Source organism: Pseudomonas luteola NBRC 103146 (genome assembly GCF_002091675.1).
Classification (GTDB): Bacteria; Pseudomonadota; Gammaproteobacteria; order Pseudomonadales; family Pseudomonadaceae; genus Chryseomonas; species Chryseomonas luteola.
On sequence record NZ_BDAE01000018.1, the window covers coordinates 49,525 to 72,519 of the forward strand.

19 protein-coding genes are annotated in these 22,995 nt (G+C 57.6%); all 19 read right to left on the reverse strand.

Translation table 11 applies throughout. From position 1 onward, the window contains the following. Positions 1–4: 4 nt before the first annotated feature. The 19 genes from PLU01S_RS17900 to PLU01S_RS17990 all read right to left on the reverse strand — a co-directional run bounded on the left by PLU01S_RS17900 (position 5) and on the right by PLU01S_RS17990 (position 22,947). On the reverse strand, positions 5–307 hold the full coding sequence (locus PLU01S_RS17900; RefSeq protein WP_010795439.1) for an urease subunit gamma: 303 nt from the start codon (positions 305–307) through the stop codon (positions 5–7). Continuing rightward, positions 307–1,146, reverse strand: a complete 840-nt coding sequence (locus PLU01S_RS17905) for an urease accessory protein UreD (protein ID WP_074825005.1) — start codon at positions 1,144–1,146, stop codon at positions 307–309. The genes PLU01S_RS17900 and PLU01S_RS17905 overlap by 1 nt, the downstream gene beginning before the upstream one ends. A gap of 91 nt (positions 1,147–1,237) precedes the next feature. Continuing rightward, complete coding sequence (gene urtE / locus PLU01S_RS17910) at positions 1,238–1,936, reverse strand: urea ABC transporter ATP-binding subunit UrtE (protein WP_074825003.1); 699 nt, start codon at positions 1,934–1,936, stop codon at positions 1,238–1,240. Between the two features lie 100 nt (positions 1,937–2,036). Beyond that, the gene (urtD, locus tag PLU01S_RS17915; RefSeq protein WP_074825000.1) at positions 2,037–2,870 is read right to left on the reverse strand and encodes an urea ABC transporter ATP-binding protein UrtD; all 834 of its coding nucleotides are present in this window, start codon (positions 2,868–2,870) and stop codon (positions 2,037–2,039) included. Then, positions 2,867–3,946, reverse strand: a complete 1,080-nt coding sequence (gene urtC / locus PLU01S_RS17920; protein ID WP_074824998.1) for an urea ABC transporter permease subunit UrtC — start codon at positions 3,944–3,946, stop codon at positions 2,867–2,869. Before urtC ends, urtD begins: the two co-directional genes overlap by 4 nt. Then, on the reverse strand, positions 3,943–5,517 hold the full coding sequence (gene urtB / locus PLU01S_RS17925; RefSeq protein WP_074824997.1) for an urea ABC transporter permease subunit UrtB: 1,575 nt from the start codon (positions 5,515–5,517) through the stop codon (positions 3,943–3,945). The genes urtC and urtB overlap by 4 nt, the downstream gene beginning before the upstream one ends. Positions 5,518–5,625: 108 nt before the next feature. Then, complete coding sequence (urtA, locus tag PLU01S_RS17930) at positions 5,626–6,900, reverse strand: urea ABC transporter substrate-binding protein (RefSeq protein WP_074824994.1); 1,275 nt, start codon at positions 6,898–6,900, stop codon at positions 5,626–5,628. Between the two features lie 291 nt (positions 6,901–7,191). Beyond that, a complete protein-coding gene (locus PLU01S_RS17935) occupies positions 7,192–9,945 on the reverse strand; it encodes a hybrid sensor histidine kinase/response regulator (RefSeq protein WP_074824991.1) in 2,754 nt (917 codons plus the stop codon). Between the two features lie 94 nt (positions 9,946–10,039). Further along, positions 10,040–11,323: a phosphoribosylamine--glycine ligase gene (purD, locus tag PLU01S_RS17940; protein WP_074824986.1), complete on the reverse strand. Its 1,284-nt coding sequence runs from the start codon at positions 11,321–11,323 to the stop codon at positions 10,040–10,042. Positions 11,324–11,446: 123 nt separating this feature from the next. After that, a complete protein-coding gene (gene purH / locus PLU01S_RS17945) occupies positions 11,447–13,054 on the reverse strand; it encodes a bifunctional phosphoribosylaminoimidazolecarboxamide formyltransferase/IMP cyclohydrolase (RefSeq protein WP_074824982.1) in 1,608 nt (535 codons plus the stop codon). Positions 13,055–13,133: 79 nt separating this feature from the next. Next, positions 13,134–13,454: a DNA-binding transcriptional regulator Fis gene (gene fis, locus PLU01S_RS17950; protein ID WP_010795429.1), complete on the reverse strand. Its 321-nt coding sequence runs from the start codon at positions 13,452–13,454 to the stop codon at positions 13,134–13,136. Next, on the reverse strand, positions 13,451–14,446 hold the full coding sequence (dusB, locus tag PLU01S_RS17955) for a tRNA dihydrouridine synthase DusB (RefSeq protein ID WP_139208750.1): 996 nt from the start codon (positions 14,444–14,446) through the stop codon (positions 13,451–13,453). The genes fis and dusB overlap by 4 nt, the downstream gene beginning before the upstream one ends. A 178-nt stretch (positions 14,447–14,624) precedes the next feature. Next, positions 14,625–15,902: a DUF3426 domain-containing protein gene (locus PLU01S_RS17960; protein ID WP_074824977.1), complete on the reverse strand. Its 1,278-nt coding sequence runs from the start codon at positions 15,900–15,902 to the stop codon at positions 14,625–14,627. Between the two features lie 105 nt (positions 15,903–16,007). After that, positions 16,008–16,883: a 50S ribosomal protein L11 methyltransferase gene (gene prmA, locus PLU01S_RS17965; RefSeq protein ID WP_074824975.1), complete on the reverse strand. Its 876-nt coding sequence runs from the start codon at positions 16,881–16,883 to the stop codon at positions 16,008–16,010. A gap of 80 nt (positions 16,884–16,963) precedes the next feature. Next, positions 16,964–18,310 carry an acetyl-CoA carboxylase biotin carboxylase subunit gene (gene accC / locus PLU01S_RS17970; RefSeq protein ID WP_019364327.1) on the reverse strand — a complete coding sequence of 449 codons (1,347 nt, stop codon included), beginning with the start codon at positions 18,308–18,310 and terminating at the stop codon, positions 16,964–16,966. A 16-nt stretch (positions 18,311–18,326) separates the two neighbouring features. Continuing rightward, positions 18,327–18,782: an acetyl-CoA carboxylase biotin carboxyl carrier protein gene (gene accB / locus PLU01S_RS17975; protein ID WP_010795424.1), complete on the reverse strand. Its 456-nt coding sequence runs from the start codon at positions 18,780–18,782 to the stop codon at positions 18,327–18,329. A gap of 87 nt (positions 18,783–18,869) precedes the next feature. After that, on the reverse strand, positions 18,870–19,322 hold the full coding sequence (gene aroQ / locus PLU01S_RS17980) for a type II 3-dehydroquinate dehydratase (RefSeq protein ID WP_019364328.1): 453 nt from the start codon (positions 19,320–19,322) through the stop codon (positions 18,870–18,872). A 124-nt stretch (positions 19,323–19,446) separates the two neighbouring features. Then, positions 19,447–21,228: a protein-disulfide reductase DsbD gene (locus tag PLU01S_RS17985; protein ID WP_074824972.1), complete on the reverse strand. Its 1,782-nt coding sequence runs from the start codon at positions 21,226–21,228 to the stop codon at positions 19,447–19,449. A gap of 90 nt (positions 21,229–21,318) precedes the next feature. Beyond that, positions 21,319–22,947 carry a response regulator gene (locus PLU01S_RS17990; RefSeq protein ID WP_019364330.1) on the reverse strand — a complete coding sequence of 543 codons (1,629 nt, stop codon included), beginning with the start codon at positions 22,945–22,947 and terminating at the stop codon, positions 21,319–21,321. Positions 22,948–22,995: the final 48 nt, after the last annotated feature.

The following is a 22,995-nucleotide window of genomic DNA, read 5'->3' on the forward strand; positions in this document are numbered from 1 at the left end:
AGCCTCAGGCAATCGGTTGGTGTACGGTTACAAGCTTGGTCCCGTCAGGAAAGGTAGCTTCCACCTGGATGTCTGGAATCATTTCCGGAACCCCTTCCATGACCTGTTCGCGGGTAAGCAGCGTGGTGCCGTAGTGCATCAGCTCGGCTACCGTCTGGCCGTCCCGGGCGCCTTCGAGCAGGGCGGCCGATATGAAAGCCATGGCCTCGGGATAATTGAGCTTGAGGCCTCTGGCCAGACGCCGTTCAGCCACAAGACCGGCAGTGAAAATCAATAGCTTGTCTTTTTCGCGAGGTGTCAAATCCATCAGGTGCTCCAGATGCGGGGAGGGGCGGCGCGGCGGCCCAGCAGGGCAGGGCGTAACAGCGTCCAGAGTTCGATCAGCCAGGCACGTGCCGCCAACGCCTCATGGGCAAGACAACGAGCTACCAGCAGGCCAGGGAGTTGTGAGAGATCGCCACGGCCCTGGCACGGCAGGGCGCGGCAGGCCTGTAGCAGGGGCTCGTCAATATCGCCGGTCACGATCAGCGTGGCGAAGACAGGATATCCGGCGAGTCCAATAGGCGACTCCAGTAAACGGTCGCCTCCGGCAATCCGCTGACGCTCATGCCATAGCGGATGGCCGTCGTGGTAGATATCCAGATGAGACTGGAAGTGTCCTGTAGCAAAGCGCTCTTGGCTGGCGGGGCGACCCAGGGCAACCATGTCCCAGTAAAAAAGGCGGGCGTCACCTTCAAGATTGATACGGGTAGCCAGCTCGGCCTGCGCACCCGAGAAGACAATGGTTTCTTGAGGTAGCCACTCCAGCGTGGCGCCGGGCTCGACGGCGAGTGTGAGACACTGATGAGCCGGGCCTGTCGCGCGATACCACTTGGCGGCACCCGGACTGGTCAGTTGCGCCCAGGCCTGCTCACCGACACGAGCATTGATTGCCAGGCGATCTCCGCCGGCAATACCACCAGGTGGGTGAACAATGATGTGCTGGCACACCTCCGGCCCCTCCGCGTGCAAATGCTTCTGCACCCGCAGTGGACCGGCATGCCGCCGCATGACTGGACGCGTCCAGTCATCTTGGCGCGCATAGGCCAGCTCCAGCTCGGCCTGCCAGGCAGGGGTAAACAGGGCGGATGTAATTGGTGCGTTCATCGGTTCTTATCTGTTTTGGTTTACCGTCAGCATCATTACGCTGAACTGACGGGATCATGGCATGCCGCGTGGGTGCTCTGGCAAGCGGTTTTCAAATGGCGACCAGACCGCGTACGCCGTCGGCCTCCATCTGTGTACCCTGGCCGCGCTGGATGATTTCCCCACGAGACATCACAAGATAGTGATCGGCCAATTCGGCGGCAAAATCATAGAATTGCTCCACCAGTAAAATGGCCATATCGCCTCTGGCCGCCAGCCGCTTGATGACCGTACCGATCTCCTTGATAACGGACGGCTGAATCCCTTCGGTGGGCTCATCAAGAATCAGCAGGCGAGGCTGACTGGCCAGGGCGCGGCCAATGGCGAGCTGTTGCTGCTGACCACCAGAGAGGTCTCCCCCTCGACGATGCTTCATCTGCTTGAGAACAGGGAACAGCTCATAGATAAAATCAGGGACTTCCTTGGCTTGTCCGGCCGGAAAGCGAGACAGGCCCATCAGCAGATTTTCCTCTACGGTCAGTCGGGGAAAGATCTCACGGCCCTGCGGTACATAGGCAATACCGGCGTGTACCCGCTGGTGCGGCTTGAGCGCGGTAATTGCTTTATCTTCCCAGATCATACTTCCCTGTTTCGAGGGTATAAGACCCATCAGGCACTTGAGCAGCGTCGTCTTGCCAACGCCGTTTCGGCCCAGCAGACACGTGATTTCGCCAATTCTTGCCTCAAAGGACAGACCGCGCAGGATGTGGCTACCACCGTAATACTGATGAAGTTCGTTAACCTGAAGCATCGTTGTTCCTTATGGACGCATGAGCGAGAGGGGCGATTACCTACTCATCAATTGCCAGCTGCACAGCATTGCTGGGCTTGATCCACGCTACGGGGCGCTTTCATCGACCTAGATACACCTCGATGACCTGCTCATTGGCCTGTACTTCGGCAAGCGAGCCCTCTGCCAGAACACGCCCTTGGTGCAGCACGGTGACATGGTCAGCGATGGTGTCGACAAAGCCCATGTCATGCTCCACCACCATGAGCGAATGCTTGCGGGCCAGCGACTTGAACAGTTCCGCCGTAAACTCGGTTTCGGCATCTGTCATGCCGGCTACCGGTTCGTCCAGCAGGAGTAACTGGGGCTCCTGCGTCAGTAGCATGCCGATTTCCAGGAATTGTTTCTGTCCATGGGAGAGCAACCCGGCCGGTCGATGACGCGATTCGCTCAGGCGGATCGTGGTCAGGATGTCCTCGAGTCGCTCCTTATGCTCACCACTAAGCGTTGCTCGCAAGCTGGCCCAGACAGACTTGTCGGCCTTTTGTGCCAACTCCAAGTTTTCATACACGGTAAGCGCTTCGAATACCGTTGGCTTCTGAAACTTCCGACCGATGCCTGCCTGAGCGATTTGCACCTCGCTCATCTGTGTCAGGTCCAGGGTTTCGCCAAAGTAGGCCTTGCCAGTATCGGGGCGGGTCTTGCCGGTAATGACGTCCATCAGGGTCGTCTTGCCGGCACCATTGGGCCCGATAATGCAGCGCAGTTCTCCCACGCCGATGTAAAGCGTCAGGTCATTTAGCGCCTTGAATCCATCGAAGCTGACACTGATATCCTCTAGCGTAAGAATCGTGCCGTGGCGGGTATCGAGACCGCCTGTAACACGGTGGCCCAGCCCGCTCGATTCGCTGCCTAGGGAGGCATCGAGCAGCTCAGGTACAGGAGCGGCTTTCATAGGTCTTTATCCTTACGGATCAGTCCGATCACGCCTTTGGGAAGATAGAGGGTTACTACGATGAACAGCAGGCCCAGAAAGAATTGCCAGTACTCGGGAAAGGCAACGGTGAACCAGCTCTTGGCGCCATTGACGATGCCCGCACCAATGATCGGGCCAATCAGCGTACCGCGGCCGCCCAGTGCCACCCAGATGGCAGCCTCGATGGAATTGGTCGGAGCCATTTCGCTCGGGTTGATGATGCCCACCTGAGGTACGTACAGCGCACCCGCCAGACCACAAAGCACAGCCGACAGCGTCCAGACGAACAGTTTGAAGCCGCGTGGATCGTAGCCGCAGAACATGACGCGGTTCTCCGCATCGCGGATGGCGGTAAGAATGCGGCCGAATTTACTGCGCGCGAGTTGCCAGCCCAGGAGCAGACTGCCTACAAGCAGGGCGACTGTCAGCAGGAAAAGCATGGCACGCATGCCCGGTGAGGCGATCGGGAAGCCGAGCAGGGTAGTAAAGCCGGTAAATCCGTTATTGCCTCCAAAACCAGTCTCGTTGCGAAAGAACAACAGCATGCCGGCAAAGGTTAGCGCCTGCGTCATGATCGAGAAGTACACGCCTTTAATGCGTGAGCGGAAGGCAAAAAAGCCGAATACAAAGGCAAGGACGCCCGGCGCAAGCACGACCAAGCACAGCGCCCACAGGAAGTGCTGCGTACCCGCCCAGAACCAAGGGATTTCCGTCCAGGACAGAAACGACATGAAGGCCGGGACGCCTTCTCCGGCAGACTGGCGTACCAGGTACATGCCCATCGCGTAGCCGCCCAGGGCGAAGAACAGGCCGTGGCCGAGCGACAGCAGTCCGGCGTATCCCCAGACCAGGTCCAGGGCAAGCGCCACGATGGCATAGCAGAGAATCTTGCCTACCAGTGTCAGGGTATAAGCCGACACCTGTAATGGGTTGTCGGCCGGTAGCAAGGAGAGAAGCGGCAAGGCGAGCAGGCCAACCAGGGCTAATCCGCCAAGGGCCAGGGTCCAGCGCGGGCCGGCTTTTTGCACAAGCGTAATGGTCAGGGGCTGGTTCAATCGATAACCCTCCCTTTGAGAGCGAAGAGTCCTTGCGGGCGCTTCTGGATAAACAGGATGATCAGCGCAAGGATTAAAATCTTGCCCAGTACTGCGCCGATCTGTGGTTCGAGAATCTTGTTGGCAATGCCCAGGCCGAACGCAGCCATGACGCTTCCAGCCAGCTGGCCAACCCCGCCAAGCACCACGACCAGAAAGGAGTCGATGATGTAGCCCTGACCCAGGTCAGGTCCGACGTTGCCAACCTGCGACAGCGCCACGCCACCCAGGCCGGCAATACCCGAGCCCAGGCCAAACGCCAGCATGTCGATGCGCCCGGTCGGCACGCCGCAGCAGGCTGCCATGTTGCGGTTCTGCGTCACGGCGCGGATATTCAAGCCTAGCCGGGTCATATTGAGCAGACTCCAGGTGAGAACCAGAACCGCAATTACAAAACCAATGATGATCAGCCGGTTATATGGCAGCAGCAGATTCGGCAAGACCTGGATGCCGCCCGAGAGCCATGCCGGATTTGCCACTTCCACGTTTTGGGCCCCGAACACGACGCGCACCAGCTGGATCAGCATCAGGCTGATGCCCCAGGTTGCCAGCAGGGTTTCAAGCGGGCGGCCGTACAGATGGCGGATCACGGTACGTTCCAGTGCCATGCCAATGACCGCCGTGATAAGAAATGCCACAGGCAGAGCCAGCAGTGGATAAAACGCGAGCCAATCGGGCGCCAGACGCTGGAACAGCAGTTGAACCACGTACGTGGAGTAGGCGCCTAGCATCAGCATCTCGCCATGGGCCATATTGATCACACCCAGCAGGCCGTACGTGATGGCAAGGCCCAAGGCTGCCAATAGCAGAATCGAGCCTAGGGAAAGGCCGGTAAAGGCCTGTCCAAGCAGATCACCGATCAGGAGGCGACGTTCCACCTGTTTCTGACTGGTTGCTGCGGCCTTGCGTACATGGGCGTCGGTCTCGTTGGCGGGATTGGTCAGCGCCTGCAGGCGCGTGCGTGCCTGGGGCTCACCGGTGTCGCCCAGCAGGCGCACCGCAGCCAAACGCACGGCAGGATCAGGATCGGTCAACTGTAGGTTGGCTAGGGTAAGGCTCAACGCCTGTTTGACGTCTTCATCTGCCTCGATATGCAGGCGCTGTTCGAGCAGCGTACGCTGTTCTGGCTTGGCTTCCTGCCGTAATGCCTGTGCGGCGTGCAGACGTGCCGAAGCATCGTCGGACAGGAGCTGGTGGCTCGCCAGGGCATTGCTGATCAAGACCCGGAGCCGGTTGTTCAAGCGGAAGCTTTTCGGCGTGCCGACAGGCGCTACTGTAGAGTCACCTTCTGCGGCATGCAGTGTATTGCCGCCCTTGTAGAACACGTGCTTTTCATCGTCGATGACTACGGTGTTGTCCTGCAGGGCTTGTAGAAAAGGTAAGCGGTCAGGGCTGGGCTCAGCCGACCAGGCTTGTAGTAGCTTGATCTGTTCGGCGCTGCTGGCGGCGGCGAAGTCACTGGCCGGGCCGGCGCAGGCCAAGCCGGTAGCGCTCAGCAGCAAGGCAGTCAATAAAAAGGAAACCAGGCGCATGTTTTCTCTCGTGTGTGCAGGGGCTGCACCCTCGGGCGCTTCGTGGCGAAGCAGACACTGGCAAGCGAAAGGCTCCCCAATGCCCGCGACGCGTTATCAACTCATGCGTTAAAACGTACCCTTGACTGGATGATCCGGCTTCTTGTCATTGCCGGTGATATAAGGGCTCCAGGGCTGTGCGCGGATGGGACCTTCGGTCTGCCAGACCACACTGAACTGACCGTCATCCTGGATCTCGCCGATCATGACCGGCTTATGGAGGTGATGATTGGTCTTGTCCATGGTCAGGGTGTAGCCGGAGGGAGCCTGGAAGCTCTGATCAGCCAGCGCATCACGGACCTTGTCCACATCGGTCGATTTGGCCTTCTCGACGGCCTGCGCCCACATGTGGATACCTACGTAGGTCGCTTCCATCGGGTCATTGGTGACAGCTGTAGCGGCGTTGGGAAGGTTATGGGCCTTGGCATAGGCCTTCCAGTCGGATACGAATTTCTCGTTGACCGGATTTTCGACGGACTGAAAGTAGTTCCAGGCTGCCAGATGACCGACCAGTGGCGCCGTATCAATACCACGCAGCTCTTCCTCACCCACCGAGAAAGCCACTACCGGTACGTCTGTTGCCTTCAACCCCTGGTTGGCCAGTTCCTTGTAAAAGGGCACGTTGGAATCGCCGTTGATGGTCGAGACCACAGCGGTCTTGCCGCCGGCAGAGAATTTTTTGATATTGGCAACGATGGTCTGATAGTCACTATGACCAAAGGGGGTATAGACCTCTTCGATATTTTTGTCGTCTACGCCCTTGCTATGCAGGAAGGCGCGGAGGATCTTGTTCGTGGTACGAGGATAGACGTAATCGGTGCCCAGCAGGAAAAAGCGCTTGGCGGCACCACCATCCTCGCTCATCAGGTATTCCACTGCCGGAATGGCCTGCTGATTGGGCGCTGCGCCGGTATAGAACACGTTGGGCGACATTTCCTCGCCCTCATACTGAACGGGGTAGAACAACATGCCGTTCAGCTCTTCAAAAACCGGTAATACGGATTTGCGAGAGACGGAGGTCCAGCAGCCGAATACCACGGCTACCTTGTCCTGAGTCAGTAGTTGGCGTGCTTTTTCTGCAAACAATGGCCAGTTGGAAGCAGGGTCAACCACCACCGGCTCAAGCTTTTTACCGTTTACGCCGCCCTTGGCATTGATTTCATCGATGGTCATCAGCGCCATGTCTTTGAGCGATGTTTCGGAGATCGCCATGGTGCCGGACAGGGAGTGCAGAATACCGACCTTAATGGTGTCGGCGGCGTGCGCAGCGCTGAAAGGGAAAAGTCCGCTGAACAGCAGGGCGCTAGCGGCCAACGTTGTCTTGAGTAGGGGACGGCGCTTCATGCATGGCTCCTGGATGATCGTGCTCGATTGTGGGTAAGCCTTTTCGGCTTTAATCGATGCATTTCACTATCCATGCCAAACTGCCACAGCCTTTGATTTGACTAAGCTCTCATACTCAAACGCTGGCGGCGTAGTAGACGTGGTGCCTTCTTTTGGTGCTCTGGATAAATACGAAAAACCAGGCGGCCCTTTTTTGGGGCGCCTGGCTTGGGCCGTTATTTGAATAAATTATAAGCAGCCTATTGGACGAGTCAGGCAGCTACATGGTGAAGAAGTCACGTAGCTGCCACCTTACTTCTTTGTTTCGCCTCGCTCACGTTCGCCAGCCCAGAACTGCACAAGGTCACGCAATTGAGACAACTCCACAGGCTTGGCCATATGACCATCCATTCCGGCTTCCTGGGCGCGCTCCTTGTGTTCGGAAAGGATATGCGCCGTCAGCGCCACAATGGGTGTTCGTGGGCGGTTCTCGCGCGCCTCCCACGCACGCATGCGTTCGGTTGCCGTAAAGCCGTCCATTTCCGGCATCTCGCAGTCCATCAATACGAGGTCATACTGGGTCTGTTGCATGGCTGCCAGGGCTTCAAGGCCATTTGTGGCTGTATCCGGCTCGATGTTGATCTTTTTCAACATGCCGCGAATAACTTTGGTTGAGATGATGTTGTCCTCGGCAACCAGAACCTTGAGGTCGTTTGGCAGAGGCGCCGACTGGGTCTCTCGAGGCGTCTCGCCCAGCGGCTGGCTGCGTCGGGAGAGTTCATCGGCCAGTGTGGCCTTCAGCGTGTAGCCTGCTACAGGCTTGGTCAGGACACGCTTGATACCCGCGTTGCGTGCAATAATCTTGCTGGGCGCGTTAGTGATACCGGTCAGCATGATCAGTAGCAGATCATGGCTCAGGTTGGGATCTTCGTTGATCCGTGCGGCCAGTTGCATGCCGGTCATGCCTGGCATCTCCTGATCCAGCAGCACAACATCGAAATATTCTTGCAGGTTCGCCTTGGTACGCAGGAGTGCCAGGGCCTCCCGCCCGGAAGCCGCCAGGGTGACGTTCATGCCCCAGGCACCGCATTGCAGCTGGAGAACCTTGCGGCAGGTTTCGTTATCGTCGACCACCAGCAGGCGGACGCCATGCAGGGGACGGTCGAGATCAGCGCCGGGATTATCCAGAAGGCCTTGTGGAACGGGAAGGGTAAGCCAGACGGTCGAGCCAGTTTCAGCGCCGCTTTCGATACCCAGCTCACCCTTCATCAGCATGATCAGGCGCTGCGTGATGGCAAGACCCCGATGGGCACCCGATACACCAGCTGCCAGAAACTCCCGGCTGTCCAACGTGCTGGAAACCAGGCGGTTACGGGCCTCAGGCTCCAGGGGCGTACCGCTGTCCTGAACGGCGATACGCAGGCGAGGGTTTGGCGTTCCTTGGCCTTCCAGAGCCACCACCAGCAGGATCTCGCCTATTTCAGTCCGCTGGAAGGCATTATCCAGCAGGCTTAGCAACACCTGGCGCAGACGCGTCGGGTCACCCGTCATCATGCGCGGCACCTGGGGCTGGATAAAGCTGATCAGTTCAACCTGTCGATGCTCGGCCTTGGCTCTGAAAATATCAAGGCTGTCCTCGATCAGCGCATTGAAGTCGAATTGGACATCTTCCAGTTCGATCTGGCCAGACTCGAGCCTTGATATATCCAGAATTTCATTGATCAGGCTAAGCAGCTCATTACCTGCGCTGTGAATGGTCTGGACATAATCCCGTTGCTTGGGTGACATAGCGGTGCCTAAAAGCAGCTCGGTCATGCCCAATACACCGTTCATAGGGGTGCGTATTTCGTGGCTCATGCGTGCCAGGAAGTCTGCCTTGCCTTTGATTTCAGCCGTGTTGGCGGCTTGGTCACGGCTCATCAGGAAGTGCTTTTCAAGCAGATAACGCTGGCGCTCGCCTACAGCCACCGTAAACAGAAAGCCGGTAATCACGCTGACCATGACCAGTGCGCGTCCCAGCCATTCTGGTGAGGACCAGTAACCCATCATGCGGGGCAGGGCCAAACCACCCGCAATGATGGCCAGCAGATAGGCCAGCGCCAGCCAGCGTGCGGGCTTGAAGCCCTGTTGCCAGTATTTGACGCTGATGGCGAAAAGGGTGAAAACACTTAGGCCGATGAGGCTGTAAAGCACCTCGCCGATGTATACGTCCTTGGTCAGAATCAGGAACGCGGCCGCCAATACAAGCGCGATGAACTCGACATAAAGCACCAGTTGCAGGCGTAATGGCAATTGCTGGCCGTTAAAGAAAGCGCTGGTAAAGTAGAGCGCACACGCCATCGTTGCTAGGGTAGAGAGATCCATCAGCAATGGCGTCAGGTACAGTTTTTCGACTAGGATCATGCTGGCCAGGCCGAAGATGTTAAAGGCGGCCACCATCTGCAGGCCGAGCAGAATGGTTAGGGCAATACCGGTACTGCTGCGCCGGTAGAAGAGCTGCATCATGTTGAAGATCATGAGCATGCACAGGCAGCCCAGCAGCGTGCCGAACATCAGTAGCCGGAAGGCGATGGTGATCTCGGCATTGGGCGCAATCTTTAGAAAGGCACGAATCGGACTTCGGCTTTCCATGCGGACAAAAACGTCCAGCGGGCCGGCGGTACTCGGCAGGGTAAACAGAAAGTCGCGGCTGGGCTGCTCACGGTAGTTACCGGGGCGTGCGATGCCGGTTCGATTGAGGGACAGGGTCCTGCCATCACTCAAGGCATAAAAATCGATATACGCCACGTTTGGTGCAATGGCCCGTAGAACGCGTGAGGCATCCGAGGCGGGCAGGCGAGTATAGAGCCAGATTGCTCCTTCATCAGCCGGACGATGGGTTTCCTGGCCCGGGAGCGATCTGAACTCAGAAAGCCGCTCACGCACATCGCTCAGCTGCAGGCTACCCTCTGGATCATCCAGGCGTGACCATGCCGCCATTTCGTCGGCAGCCACAGGAAACGAGGCATACAGGAAAGCCAGCACAACGCTGGCAAGCAAACAGATGGCGGTCCTGAGCCGGCGCACGAAAATTCCCTTCGTAAGTTGAATTCAGAGTATAGCGAGCCGACCAGCAGGGATAAATGCTGCCGGACATCTTCATGACGTCCGGCAGTGGTAATTAGCTGCGTTCGCGAGCTATTGCACGATAACCGATATCGTTGCGGTAGAAGCAGCCGTTCCAGTTGATCTGTCTGGCTAGGGCATAGGCATTCTGCTGTGCCTGAGCCACGGAGTTACCTAGTGCCGTGGCGCACAGGACGCGGCCACCGCTGGTCACGACCTGATCTTGTACCAATGCTGTGCCAGCATGAAAGACCTTGCCGTCAGCAGCAACTGCCTGCTCCAGGCCGGAAATGACGTCTCCCTTGGCGTAGTCTCCAGGGTAGCCGCCTGCTGCCAGCACGACACCCAGGCTGGGTCGAGGATCCCACTGGGCATCAGCCGTATCCAGCTGCTCAGCCAGCGCTGCTTCGACCAGTGCTACCAGACTGGATTGCAGGCGCAGCATGATCGGCTGCGTTTCAGGATCGCCAAAGCGGCAGTTGAACTCGATGACCTTGGGAGCGCCGCTCTTGTCGATCATCAGGCCAGCATACAGAAAACCGGTATAGACATGACCTTCAGCCGCCATACCCTGTACCGTGGGATAGATTACTTCATCCATGATGCGCTGATGGATATCAGTAGTGACCACCGGAGCGGGTGAGTACGCACCCATGCCGCCGGTATTCGGGCCGGTGTCTGCATCGCCTACACGCTTGTGATCCTGACTGGTCGCCATGGGCAGTACATTATGGCCGTCGACCATGACGATAAAGCTGGCTTCTTCGCCCTCCAGGAACTCCTCGATAACAACACGAGCACCCGCATCGCCAAAGGCATTGCCTGACAGCATGTCACGTACGGCAGCCTCAGCTTCTTCAAGCGTCATGGCGACGATCACACCCTTGCCTGCAGCAAGGCCGTCGGCCTTGACTACGATAGGTGCGCCCTTTTCACGCAGGTAGGCAAGGGCAGGCTCAATTTCAGTAAAGTTCTGGTATGCCGCTGTAGGAATCTGGTGGCGGGCCAGGAAATCCTTGGTGAAGGCCTTGGATCCTTCCAGCTGGGCAGCGCCTGCCGTAGGGCCGAAGCACTTCAGGCCACGTGAGCGAAATAGGTCTACGACACCTTTTACCAGAGGGGCTTCTGGTCCGACGATTGTCAGAGCAACGTTTTTCTCGGCAAAGTCCGCCAGTTGCTCCAGAGCCAGGACATCAATAGCGACGTTTTCACATTTATCTTCGATGGCCGTACCCGCATTACCCGGTGCAACGAATACCTTTTCAACGCGAGGATCCTGTGCCGCCTTCCAGGCCAGCGCGTGTTCTCGTCCGCCGCTGCCAATGATCAATACATTCATGTTCGCTCCTTCTAGGGCTCATGCCGGCCAGGGCATGAGCCCGCAGTGATGCAAGATGTCTGGAGCCTCTCGTCTGCGCAGTGGCAGATCAAGGCTCCGGACAATACGGCAAAGCCGGTTTGATTAGTGACGGAAATGACGCATGCCGGTAAAGACCATGGCCATGCCTGCTTCATCGGCAGCCGCAATGACTTCCGCGTCACGCATCGAGCCGCCGGGTTGAATCACGGCGGTAATGCCGGCCTTGGCAGCATTGTCGATGCCGTCACGGAAGGGGAAGAAGGCATCGGATGCCATGACGGCTCCTTGTACGGCCAGTCCGGCATGTTCTGCCTTGATGGCAGCGATGCGGGCAGAATTGACACGGCTCATCTGGCCAGCTCCTACGCCTACGGTCTGACGATGCTTGGCATAAACGATGGCGTTGGACTTCACAAATTTGGCGACTTTCCAGGCGAACAGCAGGTCTTGGATTTCCTGCTCACTGGGCGCGCGCTGAGTAACGATTTTGAGATCGGCCTGAGTGATCATACCGATGTCGCGGCTCTGTACCAGCAGGCCACCGTTTACTCGCTTGAAGTCCCAGCCGCCCACGCGTTCGGTGCTCCATTCGCCGCATTCCAGCAGTCGAACATTGGCTTTGGCTGCGATGATCTCGCGAGCGGCAGCTGATACCTTGGGTGCAATGATGACTTCGACGAACTGGCGCTCGACAATCGCCTTGGCCGTTTCGCCATCCAGCTCGCGGTTGAAAGCGATGATGCCGCCAAAGGCTGACTCGCTATCAGTGGCATATGCCAGGTCATAGGCCTTGCGAATGCCACCATCCTCTTCGGAGGCTACCGCAACGCCACAGGGATTGGCATGTTTGACGATAACGCAGGCTGGAGCATCAAAGCTCTTTACGCACTCCAGGGCTGCATCGGTGTCAGCCACGTTATTGAAGGAAAGCTCCTTGCCTTGAAGCTGGGTCGCCGTGGCGACACTCGCCTCCTGGGGCTTGCCTTCTACATAGAAAGCAGCGCTCTGATGCGGATTTTCGCCGTAGCGCATCTCTTGCGCCTTGATGAACTGGGTATTGAAGGTACGGGGAAAGCTGCCGCGGCCCTGGGTGGATAATACTTCGGCCGTCTGGTCAATCGTGCCCAGGTAGTTGGCGATCATGCCGTCATAGGCTGATGTATGCTCGAAGGCTTTGAGGGCCAGATCGAAACGCTGTGCGTAGGTCATGCCGCCATGCTTGAGGCTTTCGATGACCTGAGCGTAATCGCCGGCATTGACGACGATAGCAACGTCCTTATGATTTTTCGCGGCTGAGCGAACCATGGTCGGACCGCCAATATCGATATTCTCGATGGCAGTTGGCAGGTCGCAGTCTGGCTTGGCTACAGTTGCCTCGAAGGGGTAGAGGTTAACGGCTACCAGATCAATCGGCTGGATGCCGTGTTGACCCATGACGCCATCATCCGTACCGCGGCGACCCAGGATGCCACCATGAATCTTCGGATGCAGCGTCTTGACGCGACCGTCCATCATTTCTGGAAAGCCGGTGTAATCCGCCACCTCCACTGCCGGGACATTATTGTCGCGCAGCAATTTATAGGTGCCGCCAGTCGAAAGAATCTCGACACCTAATGCTGCAAGCTCTCGGGCAAAATCAACGACGCCAGTCTTGTCGGAGACGCTGATCAGCGCACGGCGAACGGGAAGGCGGGCGGTTTGGTCTGTCATCACAAAGTCCATCGGTCAGGCGAGAGGAAGGGCTGTCCAGAACCGGACCTTGCTCGACCGGCTCTGGACATCATGAGAATCAGAGCAGATCGTATTGCTTGAGCTTTTTGCGCAGGGTGCCGCGATTCAAGCCGAGCATCTCAGACGCCTTGGTCTGATTGCCCTTGACGTAATTCATTACGCTTTCCAGCAAGGGGGCTTCGACTTCACACAACACCATGTTGTAGACATCGGTAACCGGCTGGCCGTCCAGGTGAGCGAAATAGTTGCGAAGCGCCTTTTCAACGCTGTCTCGCAGGGTCTGGCCTTCCTGCAGCGGTGCCGTCAGGTGCTGCTTCAGATTGGCATTGTCGCTCACAGGCGTGATTCCAGTCATAGAGTTATCGGTCAACGAAGTCATGCCACTTCCTTCCCATCAGATGGGCACTGCGCGAAAAAGGCGCAAATGCTGGCGTGTTGTGCGTCCATATCTTGGAGACGGTTGAACTGAGCGCGAAAGTCCTGGGCGCCAGGAAGAGCTGAAAGATACCAGCCTACGTGCTTGCGAGCGATCCGTACGCCCATTTCGGGGCCGTAGAAACCATGCAACTCGGACAAATGGCCCAGCAGGATCTGTTTCACTTCTCCAAGGGTCGGTGCCGGCAGATGCTGGCCTGTACGCAGGTAATGATCGATCTCTCGGAAGATCCAGGGTCTCCCTTGCGCCGCACGGCCAATCAACAGGGCATCGGCACCAGTATGGTCCAGCACGTAGCGAGCCTTTTCCGGTGAGTCGATGTCACCGTTGGCAAAAATCGGAATGGAAACCGCCTGCTTGATTTCAGCGATGGTGTCGTATTCCGCTGTCCCGGTATACAGATCGGCCCGAGTCCGTCCGTGCACGGAGAGTGCCGCAATACCGGCCTGCTCTGCAATGCGGGCAATCGTCACGCCATTGCGGTGTTCACGGTCCCAACCTGTACGGATCTTGAGCGTGACGGGCACGTCAACGGCGGCTACGACGGCATCCAGGATATCGGCTACCAGCGCTTCATCTTTCATCAGCGCCGAACCGGCTGCCTTGTTGCAGACCTTTTTAGCCGGGCAACCCATATTGATGTCGATGATCTGTGCACCCAGCTCGACATTGCGCTGTGCCGCTTCAGCCAGCATGGCTGGATCGCCGCCGGCAATCTGTACCGAACGCGGCTCGGCCTCGCCGTCGTGAATCAGGCGTAGCCGTGACTTGCGGCTGTTATACAGACGAACGTCGCTAGTTACCATTTCCGATACGACCAGACCTGCACCAAGCTGACGACACAGCTGGCGGAATGGGCGATCAGTCACCCCGGCCATTGGCGCGAGGATCAGTGGGTTGGGCAATGTATATGGGCCGATGCGTACCATCGACATGAGTTTCCCTGGCCGAAATTACCTTATCCAATAGCAACTGCAGGCGCTTTGGAGGTACGGGTGTACTGGAAAAGGGTCGGCAATGATACCCGCTCGCCGTGTCCGGATAAAGGCTGAATTGAACAAAAACTGAACAGTTCAGCCTGGCCCGGACACCTTTGCCATATTGGAGTGTTTTTTACTCGGGCGAATGAAAGCTGAGGCTGTAATTTACAGCTCGGCTGCCTGGATCAAGAATGTCCAGCGAGATATGGATAGGTGTCTGCGGTGGCATCTCGGTCTGTCCTTTCAATTCGCCGCCCAGGTATTCCCACGGCTTGAACCGACGGCTGGCAATGAGCTGCCCATTCAGGTCGGCAAAGCGCAGTTCCAGAAGCGGGAAGGGCTGTGAGAACGTTGCCCGGTTATACAGGATCGCATCGACCTGTAGCGCGCCTGAAAATTCTGGGTGACTGCGTACAACCAGGTTGCTGCTACGGATCTGTTTTACATCGACCTTGGACGGAACCTTGCAGTCCGCCCACGCGCAGAACTGAACAAACCAGGGACGATACTGGTCTTGACGCGCCAGCTCGTCGAAATGAAAGCCAACGTACTGAGCAAACAGACCAAACAGGGCAACCAGATTCAACAGCACCCAGCCGAGCCGCTTGGCCCACTGCTTCTTCGGCGGTTGCCAGTCGAGCTGCAATGGCTCGTCATGAAGGTCGAGCAATGTGTCGTTACGCAGAGCGGGCTCGGCACGTACAGGCGTGGCTTCCTGGTCAGAGGGCGCCGTGTCGCCCATATGAGGTTCGGCCGCTTCGATCGGCTGATCGTGATTGTCCTTCTCGTCAGCCCTCAGGGATGATTCAAGCTCGGGCTCGTCTGCCTCATGCGAGGCATGTAGCCCTAGCGAGGGCTCTTCATGAGCATGATCTTCCTCGATGGTGTCGAGCGTTAAAGTCGGTTCCTGGCGCTGCTCGTTGTCAGATTCTGCACTTTCCTCGCGCAGCAGGGCCTCAGCCCAGCTTTCATCATAAACCGGTGTAGTTTTCGAGGCGGGTTTCTGCTGCCCAAATGTTGGAAGGGGAGGAAGGCGTTGCGCCGACTCCATGGCGTCCAGCTTGGCCAGCTCTTCATCCAGGTCAAGCCCGTCCAGATCTAGGTCATCATGGATCAATAGAGTGTCCGAAGGGTGCTTGGGCACTGCTTCGGCAGCATCTGAAACATGGCTGATAGACTGGGGCTGCGTCGAAGGTGACTGAGCCATAGGGGGCGCAGGCTGAGTGACGACGGCTGTCGACTCGATGACGGGCTTGAGCGGTGTCGGCAATCCTTCGAGATGCTGAGTGGCATCGAAGATTTCAAGGCAGGCGCCGCAACGCACGTTGCCTTGGGCAATCGCCAAATGCTCCTGCTTGACTCGAAAGCGAGTACTGCAATGCGGGCATTGAGTGACGTAGGTTTCAGTCATTATGGCGATCTGGTCTGGTCCTGCGGAAAAGCCGACTAGTTTACTCTAACGCTCAAGGCTGAAAAGTGGCTCGTTGAAGCCACTTTTTGCCGCGCGTCGTTCATCTTAGCGTTTTATGCCCGTAATTCTGATCCAGCCTTCGCGCTCGGCCGTAGGGTCCAGCTCGAAATCGGCACTGTAAGCGGCGCGTACCTCTTCCGCCTGCTCCGCCAGAATGCCAGACAAGGCCAGTCGGCCGCCCGATTTTACCAGGCGGCTCAATTGTGGCGCGAGGCTTACAAGCGGGCCGGCCAGGATATTGGCAACAACGACATCAGCCGGTTCGTCCGGCATGTCGGCTGGCAGGTAGACCGGGAAGCGGGCTGGGTCAATGCCGTTTCGATTGGCATTGTCGCGAGAGGCTTCAAGCGCCTGTACGTCGATATCCGTTCCTACGGCACGCGTTGCGCCCAGCAGCAGTGCCGCGATGGCCAGAATGCCCGAGCCGCAGCCAAAATCGATAACCTGATAGCCTTCAAGTGGCTGTCCATCCAGCCATTCGAGGCACAGTGCAGTGGTGGGGTGCGTCCCCGTACCGAAAGCAAGCCCGGGATCCAGATGCAGGTTGACTGCACCCGGCTCGGGCGCTTCATGCCAGCTGGGTACGATCCATAGGCGCTGGCCAAAGCGCATGGGGTGGAAGTTATCCATCCAGCTGCGTTCCCAGTCCTGATCCTCGATATGCTCGATATGAAAATCAGCGCCGGTACCTGCAATGAGTGTCAGGTGTTTCGCCAGGTCCTGCTCATTGATATCTGACTCGAACAGGGCCAGTAGATGCGTCTTGCTCCAAAGAGGCGTTGTGCCCAGGTCCGGCTCGAAAATGGGCTGGTCTTCTGCATCCATGAATGTCACGGAAACAGCACCCAGGCCGAGCAGGGCGTCTTCATAGGGCTCTGCCTGATCAGGGGTAATGGCGAGTCGGACTTGCAGCCACGGCATGGCGAAACCTTTCAAATACGTAAATGGGTAGTTTAAAAAGCAACGGGCCGCATGTGCGGCCCGGGCTTTAAGCAAGGCTATCAGTGTTTCAAGCCTAGCTTCTTCTCCAGATAATGGATGTTCACACCGCCTTTGCCAAAGGCTTCATCGCGTGTAAGCATGCGATGCAGGTCGGCATTGGTTTTGATGCCATCGACAATCAGTTCATCCAGCGCGTTACGCATGCGGGCCATGGCCTCGTCACGGTCACGTCCCCAGGTGATCAGCTTGGCGATCAGCGAGTCGTAATTCGGCGGAACCTTGTAACCGCTGTACAGGTGCGAATCGACTCGTACGCCATTGCCGCCCGGCGCGTGGAAGTGCTTGACCAGGCCAGGCGAGGGCATGAAGGTCTTGGGGTCTTCCGCGTTGATCCGGCACTCGATGGCGTGCCCGGTGATTTTGATGTCTTCCTGTTTGATCGACAGCTTGTTGCCAGCAGCGATGCTCAGCATCTCCTTGACGATGTCAACACCGGTAATCATCTCGGTAACCGGGTGCTCCACCTGAACGCGCGTGTTCATTTCGATGAAGTAGAAACGGCCGTCCTCATAGAGGAACTCGAACGTACCGGCACCACGGTAACCGATCTCAACGCAGGCCTGAACGCAGCGGGCAAGTACTTCGGCACGTGCCTTTTCGTCGATCTGCGGGGCAGGTGCTTCTTCAATGACTTTCTGGTGACGACGTTGCAGCGAGCAGTCGCGGTCGAACAGGTGAACAGCATTGCCCTGGCCATCGGACAGAACCTGAACTTCCACGTGACGCGGGTTGCCCAGAAACTTTTCCAAATAAACCGTAGAGTTGCCAAACGCAGCGCCTGCTTCGGTCTGAGTCATGCTGATGGACTTGATCAGCTCGGACTCTTCGTAAACCACGCGCATGCCACGGCCACCACCGCCGCCAGCCGCCTTGATGATGACCGGGTAGCCCACTTCGCGTGCAATACGCAGGCACTCGGCTTCGTCGGTTGGCATTGCGCCATCGGAGCCGGGAACCGTGGGTACGCCTGCCTTTTTCATCGCATCCTTCGCGGAGACCTTGTCGCCCATGAGGCGGATCACGTCTGCGGTCGGACCGACAAAGGTAAAGCCGGAGCGCTCGACCTGCTCGGCAAAGTCGGCATTTTCTGCCAGGAAGCCGTAGCCAGGGTGAATAGCGGTGGCGCCGGTAACTTCAGCTGCGCTGATGATGGCCGGGATGTTCAGGTAAGACTGAGGAGACGGGGCGGGGCCGATGCAGACCGATTCGTCGGCCAGGGACAAGTGCATCAACTCACGATCAGCGGTGGAGTGTACGGCCACCGTCTTGATGCCCAACTCCTTGCAGGCACGAACCACACGCAGGGCAATTTCCCCGCGGTTGGCGATCAGGACTTTTTCCAGCATCGCGGACTCCTGTCGATCAGACAATGGTGAACAGCGGCTGGTCAAACTCAACCGGCTGGCCGTTTTCGACCAGGACAGCGCCGATGGTACCGCTGGTTTCGGCTTCGATGTGGTTCATCATTTTCATGGCTTCAACGATGCAGACGATGTCGCCTTTCTTCACGGCCTGGCCCACTTCGGCGAAGGGCGCAGAGGTAGGAGAGGAGGCGCGATAGAAAGTGCCTACCATGGGCGAGCGAACTACATTGCCCGTCAGTTGTTGCGCAGCGGGTGCTTCGGCAGCCGGGGCAGCAACCGGAGCGGGTGCAGCAGCCGGGGCAGCGACGGGCGGAGCAGCGTAGACAGCAGTCTGTACAGCACGCTGACTCTGACGGCTGATGCGAACGGATTCTTCGCCTTCACGGATCTCCAGTTCGTCGATTCCGGATTCTTCCAGCAGTTCGATCAGCTTCTTGACTTTACGAATGTCCATTAACGTTGGCACTCCCCTAAGGTCTGTTACGTTTAAGTTTTTGTCGGGCACATCGAGATGTCGATTCAATGCCCGGTTATGCAGCGGCTAGGCGTTCTGTGCCTTGCCTGTCATTTCGATTGCAGCGTCAAGCGCCATGCGATAACCGCTGGCACCGAGACCGCAGATCACCCCTACGGCAACGTCTGAAAAGTAGGAATGATGACGAAAGGGTTCTCGCTTGTGCACGTTTGAAAGATGCACCTCGATGAATGGGATGCTCACAGCCAGCAATGCGTCACGTAGCGCAACGCTGGTGTGAGTGAAGGCAGCAGGATTGATCACAATAAAATCCACGCCTTCATGACGAGCGGCATGGATTCGTTCGATCAATTGGTGCTCGGCATTGCTCTGGAAATAGTCCAGTGTATGTCCGGCCGCTTCCGCGCGACGCTTGAGATCCTGGTTGATTTCATCCAGCGTGACCGCGCCGTAGACGCCCGGCTCGCGGGTGCCCAGCAGATTCAGGTTGGGTCCATGCAGGACCAGCAGCGTAGCCATGACGACATCCTTCAACAGGCAAAGCGATGGCCGCGGACTATGCCGCATTGCTCGCTGACTGTCCAGTCGCCCGATGTTTGCTGTAAATGCCAGCACGTTGGGCGAAATTTTATCTAATTGGGGGTTATAAGGTTTCTTGAGCGCGCTCAAGGTGTGTGGCAAATGCATCTGCGCCAATTTCACCGATGACCCTCAGGTCTTGGGCTTCCTGCCCCTTGCGATCAAAAAACTGGATCGCAGGTGGGCCAAAGAGGTGGTAACGATCCAGAAGCGCACGCTGTTGCGCATTGCTGGCCGTAATATCGAAGCGTATCAGACGAAAGGCGGCTAGTCGGGTCTTGATGACAGGATCGCTGAATACTTCACGCTCGATTACCTTGCAGCTGATGCACCAGTCGGCATACCAGTCGAGCAAAAGGGGCTGCCCCGCAGCTTTTGCGGCCTTCAAGGCAGCATCCAGTTCGGCGGGCGTACTGACCGTCTGCCAATTCGAGGCGCTGGTACTGCTAGACAGGGTGGCAGGAGGTGAGGTCACTGTAAGCGGGCGAAGCGGATCTGAGCGGCCTTGCAGCGCACCAATCCATGCCGCTACGGCATAGACCAGCAAGGCCAGTCCCAGAAGCTGAGCCAGCTTTTGACGGGGAGTCTTGGGTGTCAACTCCAAGGCTCCAAGGAACAGCCCGGTTCCGCCGGCCAGCAAGCCCCATAGTGCCAATGACACAGGGCCGGGTAGCAGGCGTTCCAGCATCCAGACGGCTACTCCAAGGAGCAGAACGCCAAAGGCGTTTCGTACACCCACCATCCACACACCGGATTTGGGTAGGAGAGCTCCACCACCTGTAGCAAAGAGAATAAGTGGAGTACCCATCCCCAAGCCCAGAGCAAACAGCTTGAGTCCACCGCCTAACGCATCACCACTGCTGCTGATGTAGAGCAATGCACCCGCCAGTGGCGCCGAGACACACGGCGATACCAACAGGCTGGAAAGAATGCCCAGCGTGGCTGCACCTAGTACGGAGCCGCCCTTCGCGCCACTGGCCAGGCGGTCGACTGGGTTTCGGATAAAGGCGGGCAGGCGAAGCTCGAACAGTCCAAACATGGCCAGTGCAAAGGCTACGAAGAATGCAGCAAAGGGAACGAGCACCCAGGCCGACTGCAGACGCGCCTGCAGATTGAGGCTTGCGCCAAAAAGCCCCATCAGCGAGCCCAGGAGGGCAAAGCACCCTGCCATGTGCACGACATACACTAGAGAAAGAAATAACCCGCGGCCTGCTGTATGAGAGCTTCTGTCCCGACCGTGAAGCAGGACTGAAGACATGATAGGCAGCATGGGCAGTACGCAAGGGGTAAAGGTCAATCCCAGGCCTGCCAGGAAAAACAGGAGCATGTCACGCCAGTGCCATGCGGTTTCGACTGTCGTTGAGGAGGGCACGGTAGCGGGTAAGGCAGAGGCATCACCCAATGCGATCTGCTTGGTTTCCGGTGGATAGCACAGACCTTTGTCAGCGCAGCCCTGGTAGGTAATGGACAATTGTCCGGATACGCCTGCCTGCGCCAGCGGGACCTCGATATCCACTACATGATGATAAACCTGTACATCACCGAACCACTCATCATGCTTGGGTTCTCCAGCCGGCAAGGCAATATCCTGTGTCAGGCCTTCAGGTTGCGTGCTGAATTGAAAGCGATGCCGATACAGGTAATAGCCGTCCGCAATAATGAAGCGCAGCACCTGTTTATCAGGAGTGGATTCGAGCCGCTCCAGCCGGAACGCCTGGTCAACAGGTAGAAAGTCGCTGGCGTTACTTGAAGCGCCAAGAGTCGACGCAGGACGGTTACCGTCAAACAGGCCGGCAGAGACGGGCAGGGCGATAATCAGCAAAAGCAGAAATAACAGGCGGCGCATGACACTCTCGGCAGGTGAAACTCCCGGCCATGATACCGAAAGCGTTCGCCGCTAGCCCTCAGGAATTGTCTCCATATGCGTGATGGATTGTCAGGCTGACGGCTGGGGCTGATAGATTTCCACGCGGTTACGCCCACCGCGCTTGGCCTGATAAAGCGCCTCATCAGCCTGCCTAGCCAGGCTCTTGATGTCCTGGTCGGGCTGCAACTGTGCAACCCCTGCGCTGAACGTGCAGAAGAGGCTTTCCTGCTGGGCTGGATAGCAAATTTCTGAAAACCGTTTGCGGATTTCATCGATCAGTCGCAGGGCATTCTGGCTATCGGTGTCCTGCAACACCACGGCGAATTCCTCGCCACCGTAACGGCCGATATGATCGGTCTTGCGCAGACGCTGTTTCAGAAACAGGGCCAGGCTCTTGATGACGCGATCCCCCATAGGATGGCCATATTGATCGTTCACTTTTTTGAAGTGATCGATATCGAGCATCACAAACGACAGGCTTTTGCTGCGTCGGCGAGCCAGAAAACTCGCGTCCTCCAGGAGCTGCAAAATGTGGGTATGGTTATACAGGCCCGTCAGACTGTCTTGAACGATGCGCGCTTTGAGGTTACGTGCCCTGGCGGCGCGTGTACGCACGGTGGCGATCAAGTGGCGGGGTTTGATCGGCTTGGTCAAAAAATCATCGCCGCCTTCGCTCATGGCATCCAGCTGCTTGTCCAGATCACCTTCAGCCGAAAGGTAGATGATCGGGACGCTTACATAGCGCTCATGCTGACGGATGACCTTAGCCAGCTCCGTCCCCATGCACTCCGGCATATACATGTCCAGAATGATCAGGTCCGGGTTGAACTCGGCAAGATGCGGCATCACGGCAGTCGGGTTGAGCAGGGTGCGCGTCACAATACCAGCGCTATTCAGGGACATTTCCGTGTGCATCGCCTGAGCGCGCGAGTCGTCGACGATCAGGGCGCGGATCGGGTCGTAATAGGCGACGCGGGTCAGCGTTTCGACCTTTTCAAGCAGGTGCGAGGCATCCAGGGTGCCGGTATAGAACTCGTGGCCACCCGCGCGTACGGCTGCCAGACGCATGGCGGTATCGGCTTCCTCATGGCTGAAGAACAGCACCGGCAGCTTGATAGTCAGGTTTGCCTGGATTTCGGCTGTCAGCTGAAGACCTGCGCCCGGGCCGTTGAAATCCACTTCCATGATGAGCACTGCCGGGTGGCGCTCGGAAATAGCCTGGCGGAATGTGACTGCGTCTTCGAAGATATGAATCGTGACGCCAAAGTACTCCATTTGCAGGGCCAGGCGTTCAGAGCGCTCCCGATCCTGCAGGGCAATATAAATAGGCTTGCGCAACGGGGGCAGGTTGGTGCTTTCCAGCTGATCGCCATGGCGTAAGCCAGTGCGAGACAAGCTTTGCATGAGCTGGCTCAGTTCTGAAATCGTTGTACTGGTCAGGCGTCCCCGGTTGGCCTCGACGGCCAAAAGACAGCCAGCAATCCGTTCTGCCAGCTGGCTGTGCTCCTGCTGATCGAATCGCTGGGCATAGCGCAGGAGGCGATTGTTGGCCTCGGTCAGCTCTTCCAGGCTTGCCGTACTCCACTCCACACGATGCAGGCGTTGCCAGATTTCCAGAACATGTCTGGCCTGGGTGATGACCCTTTGGGCAAAATGGTTCTTGATACGGTCCAGTGAAGGATCGTCATGCTCGCTCATGGTAGTCCGGCTCGTCCTGAGTAAAGATCGGTAGCGATAGGCCATCAC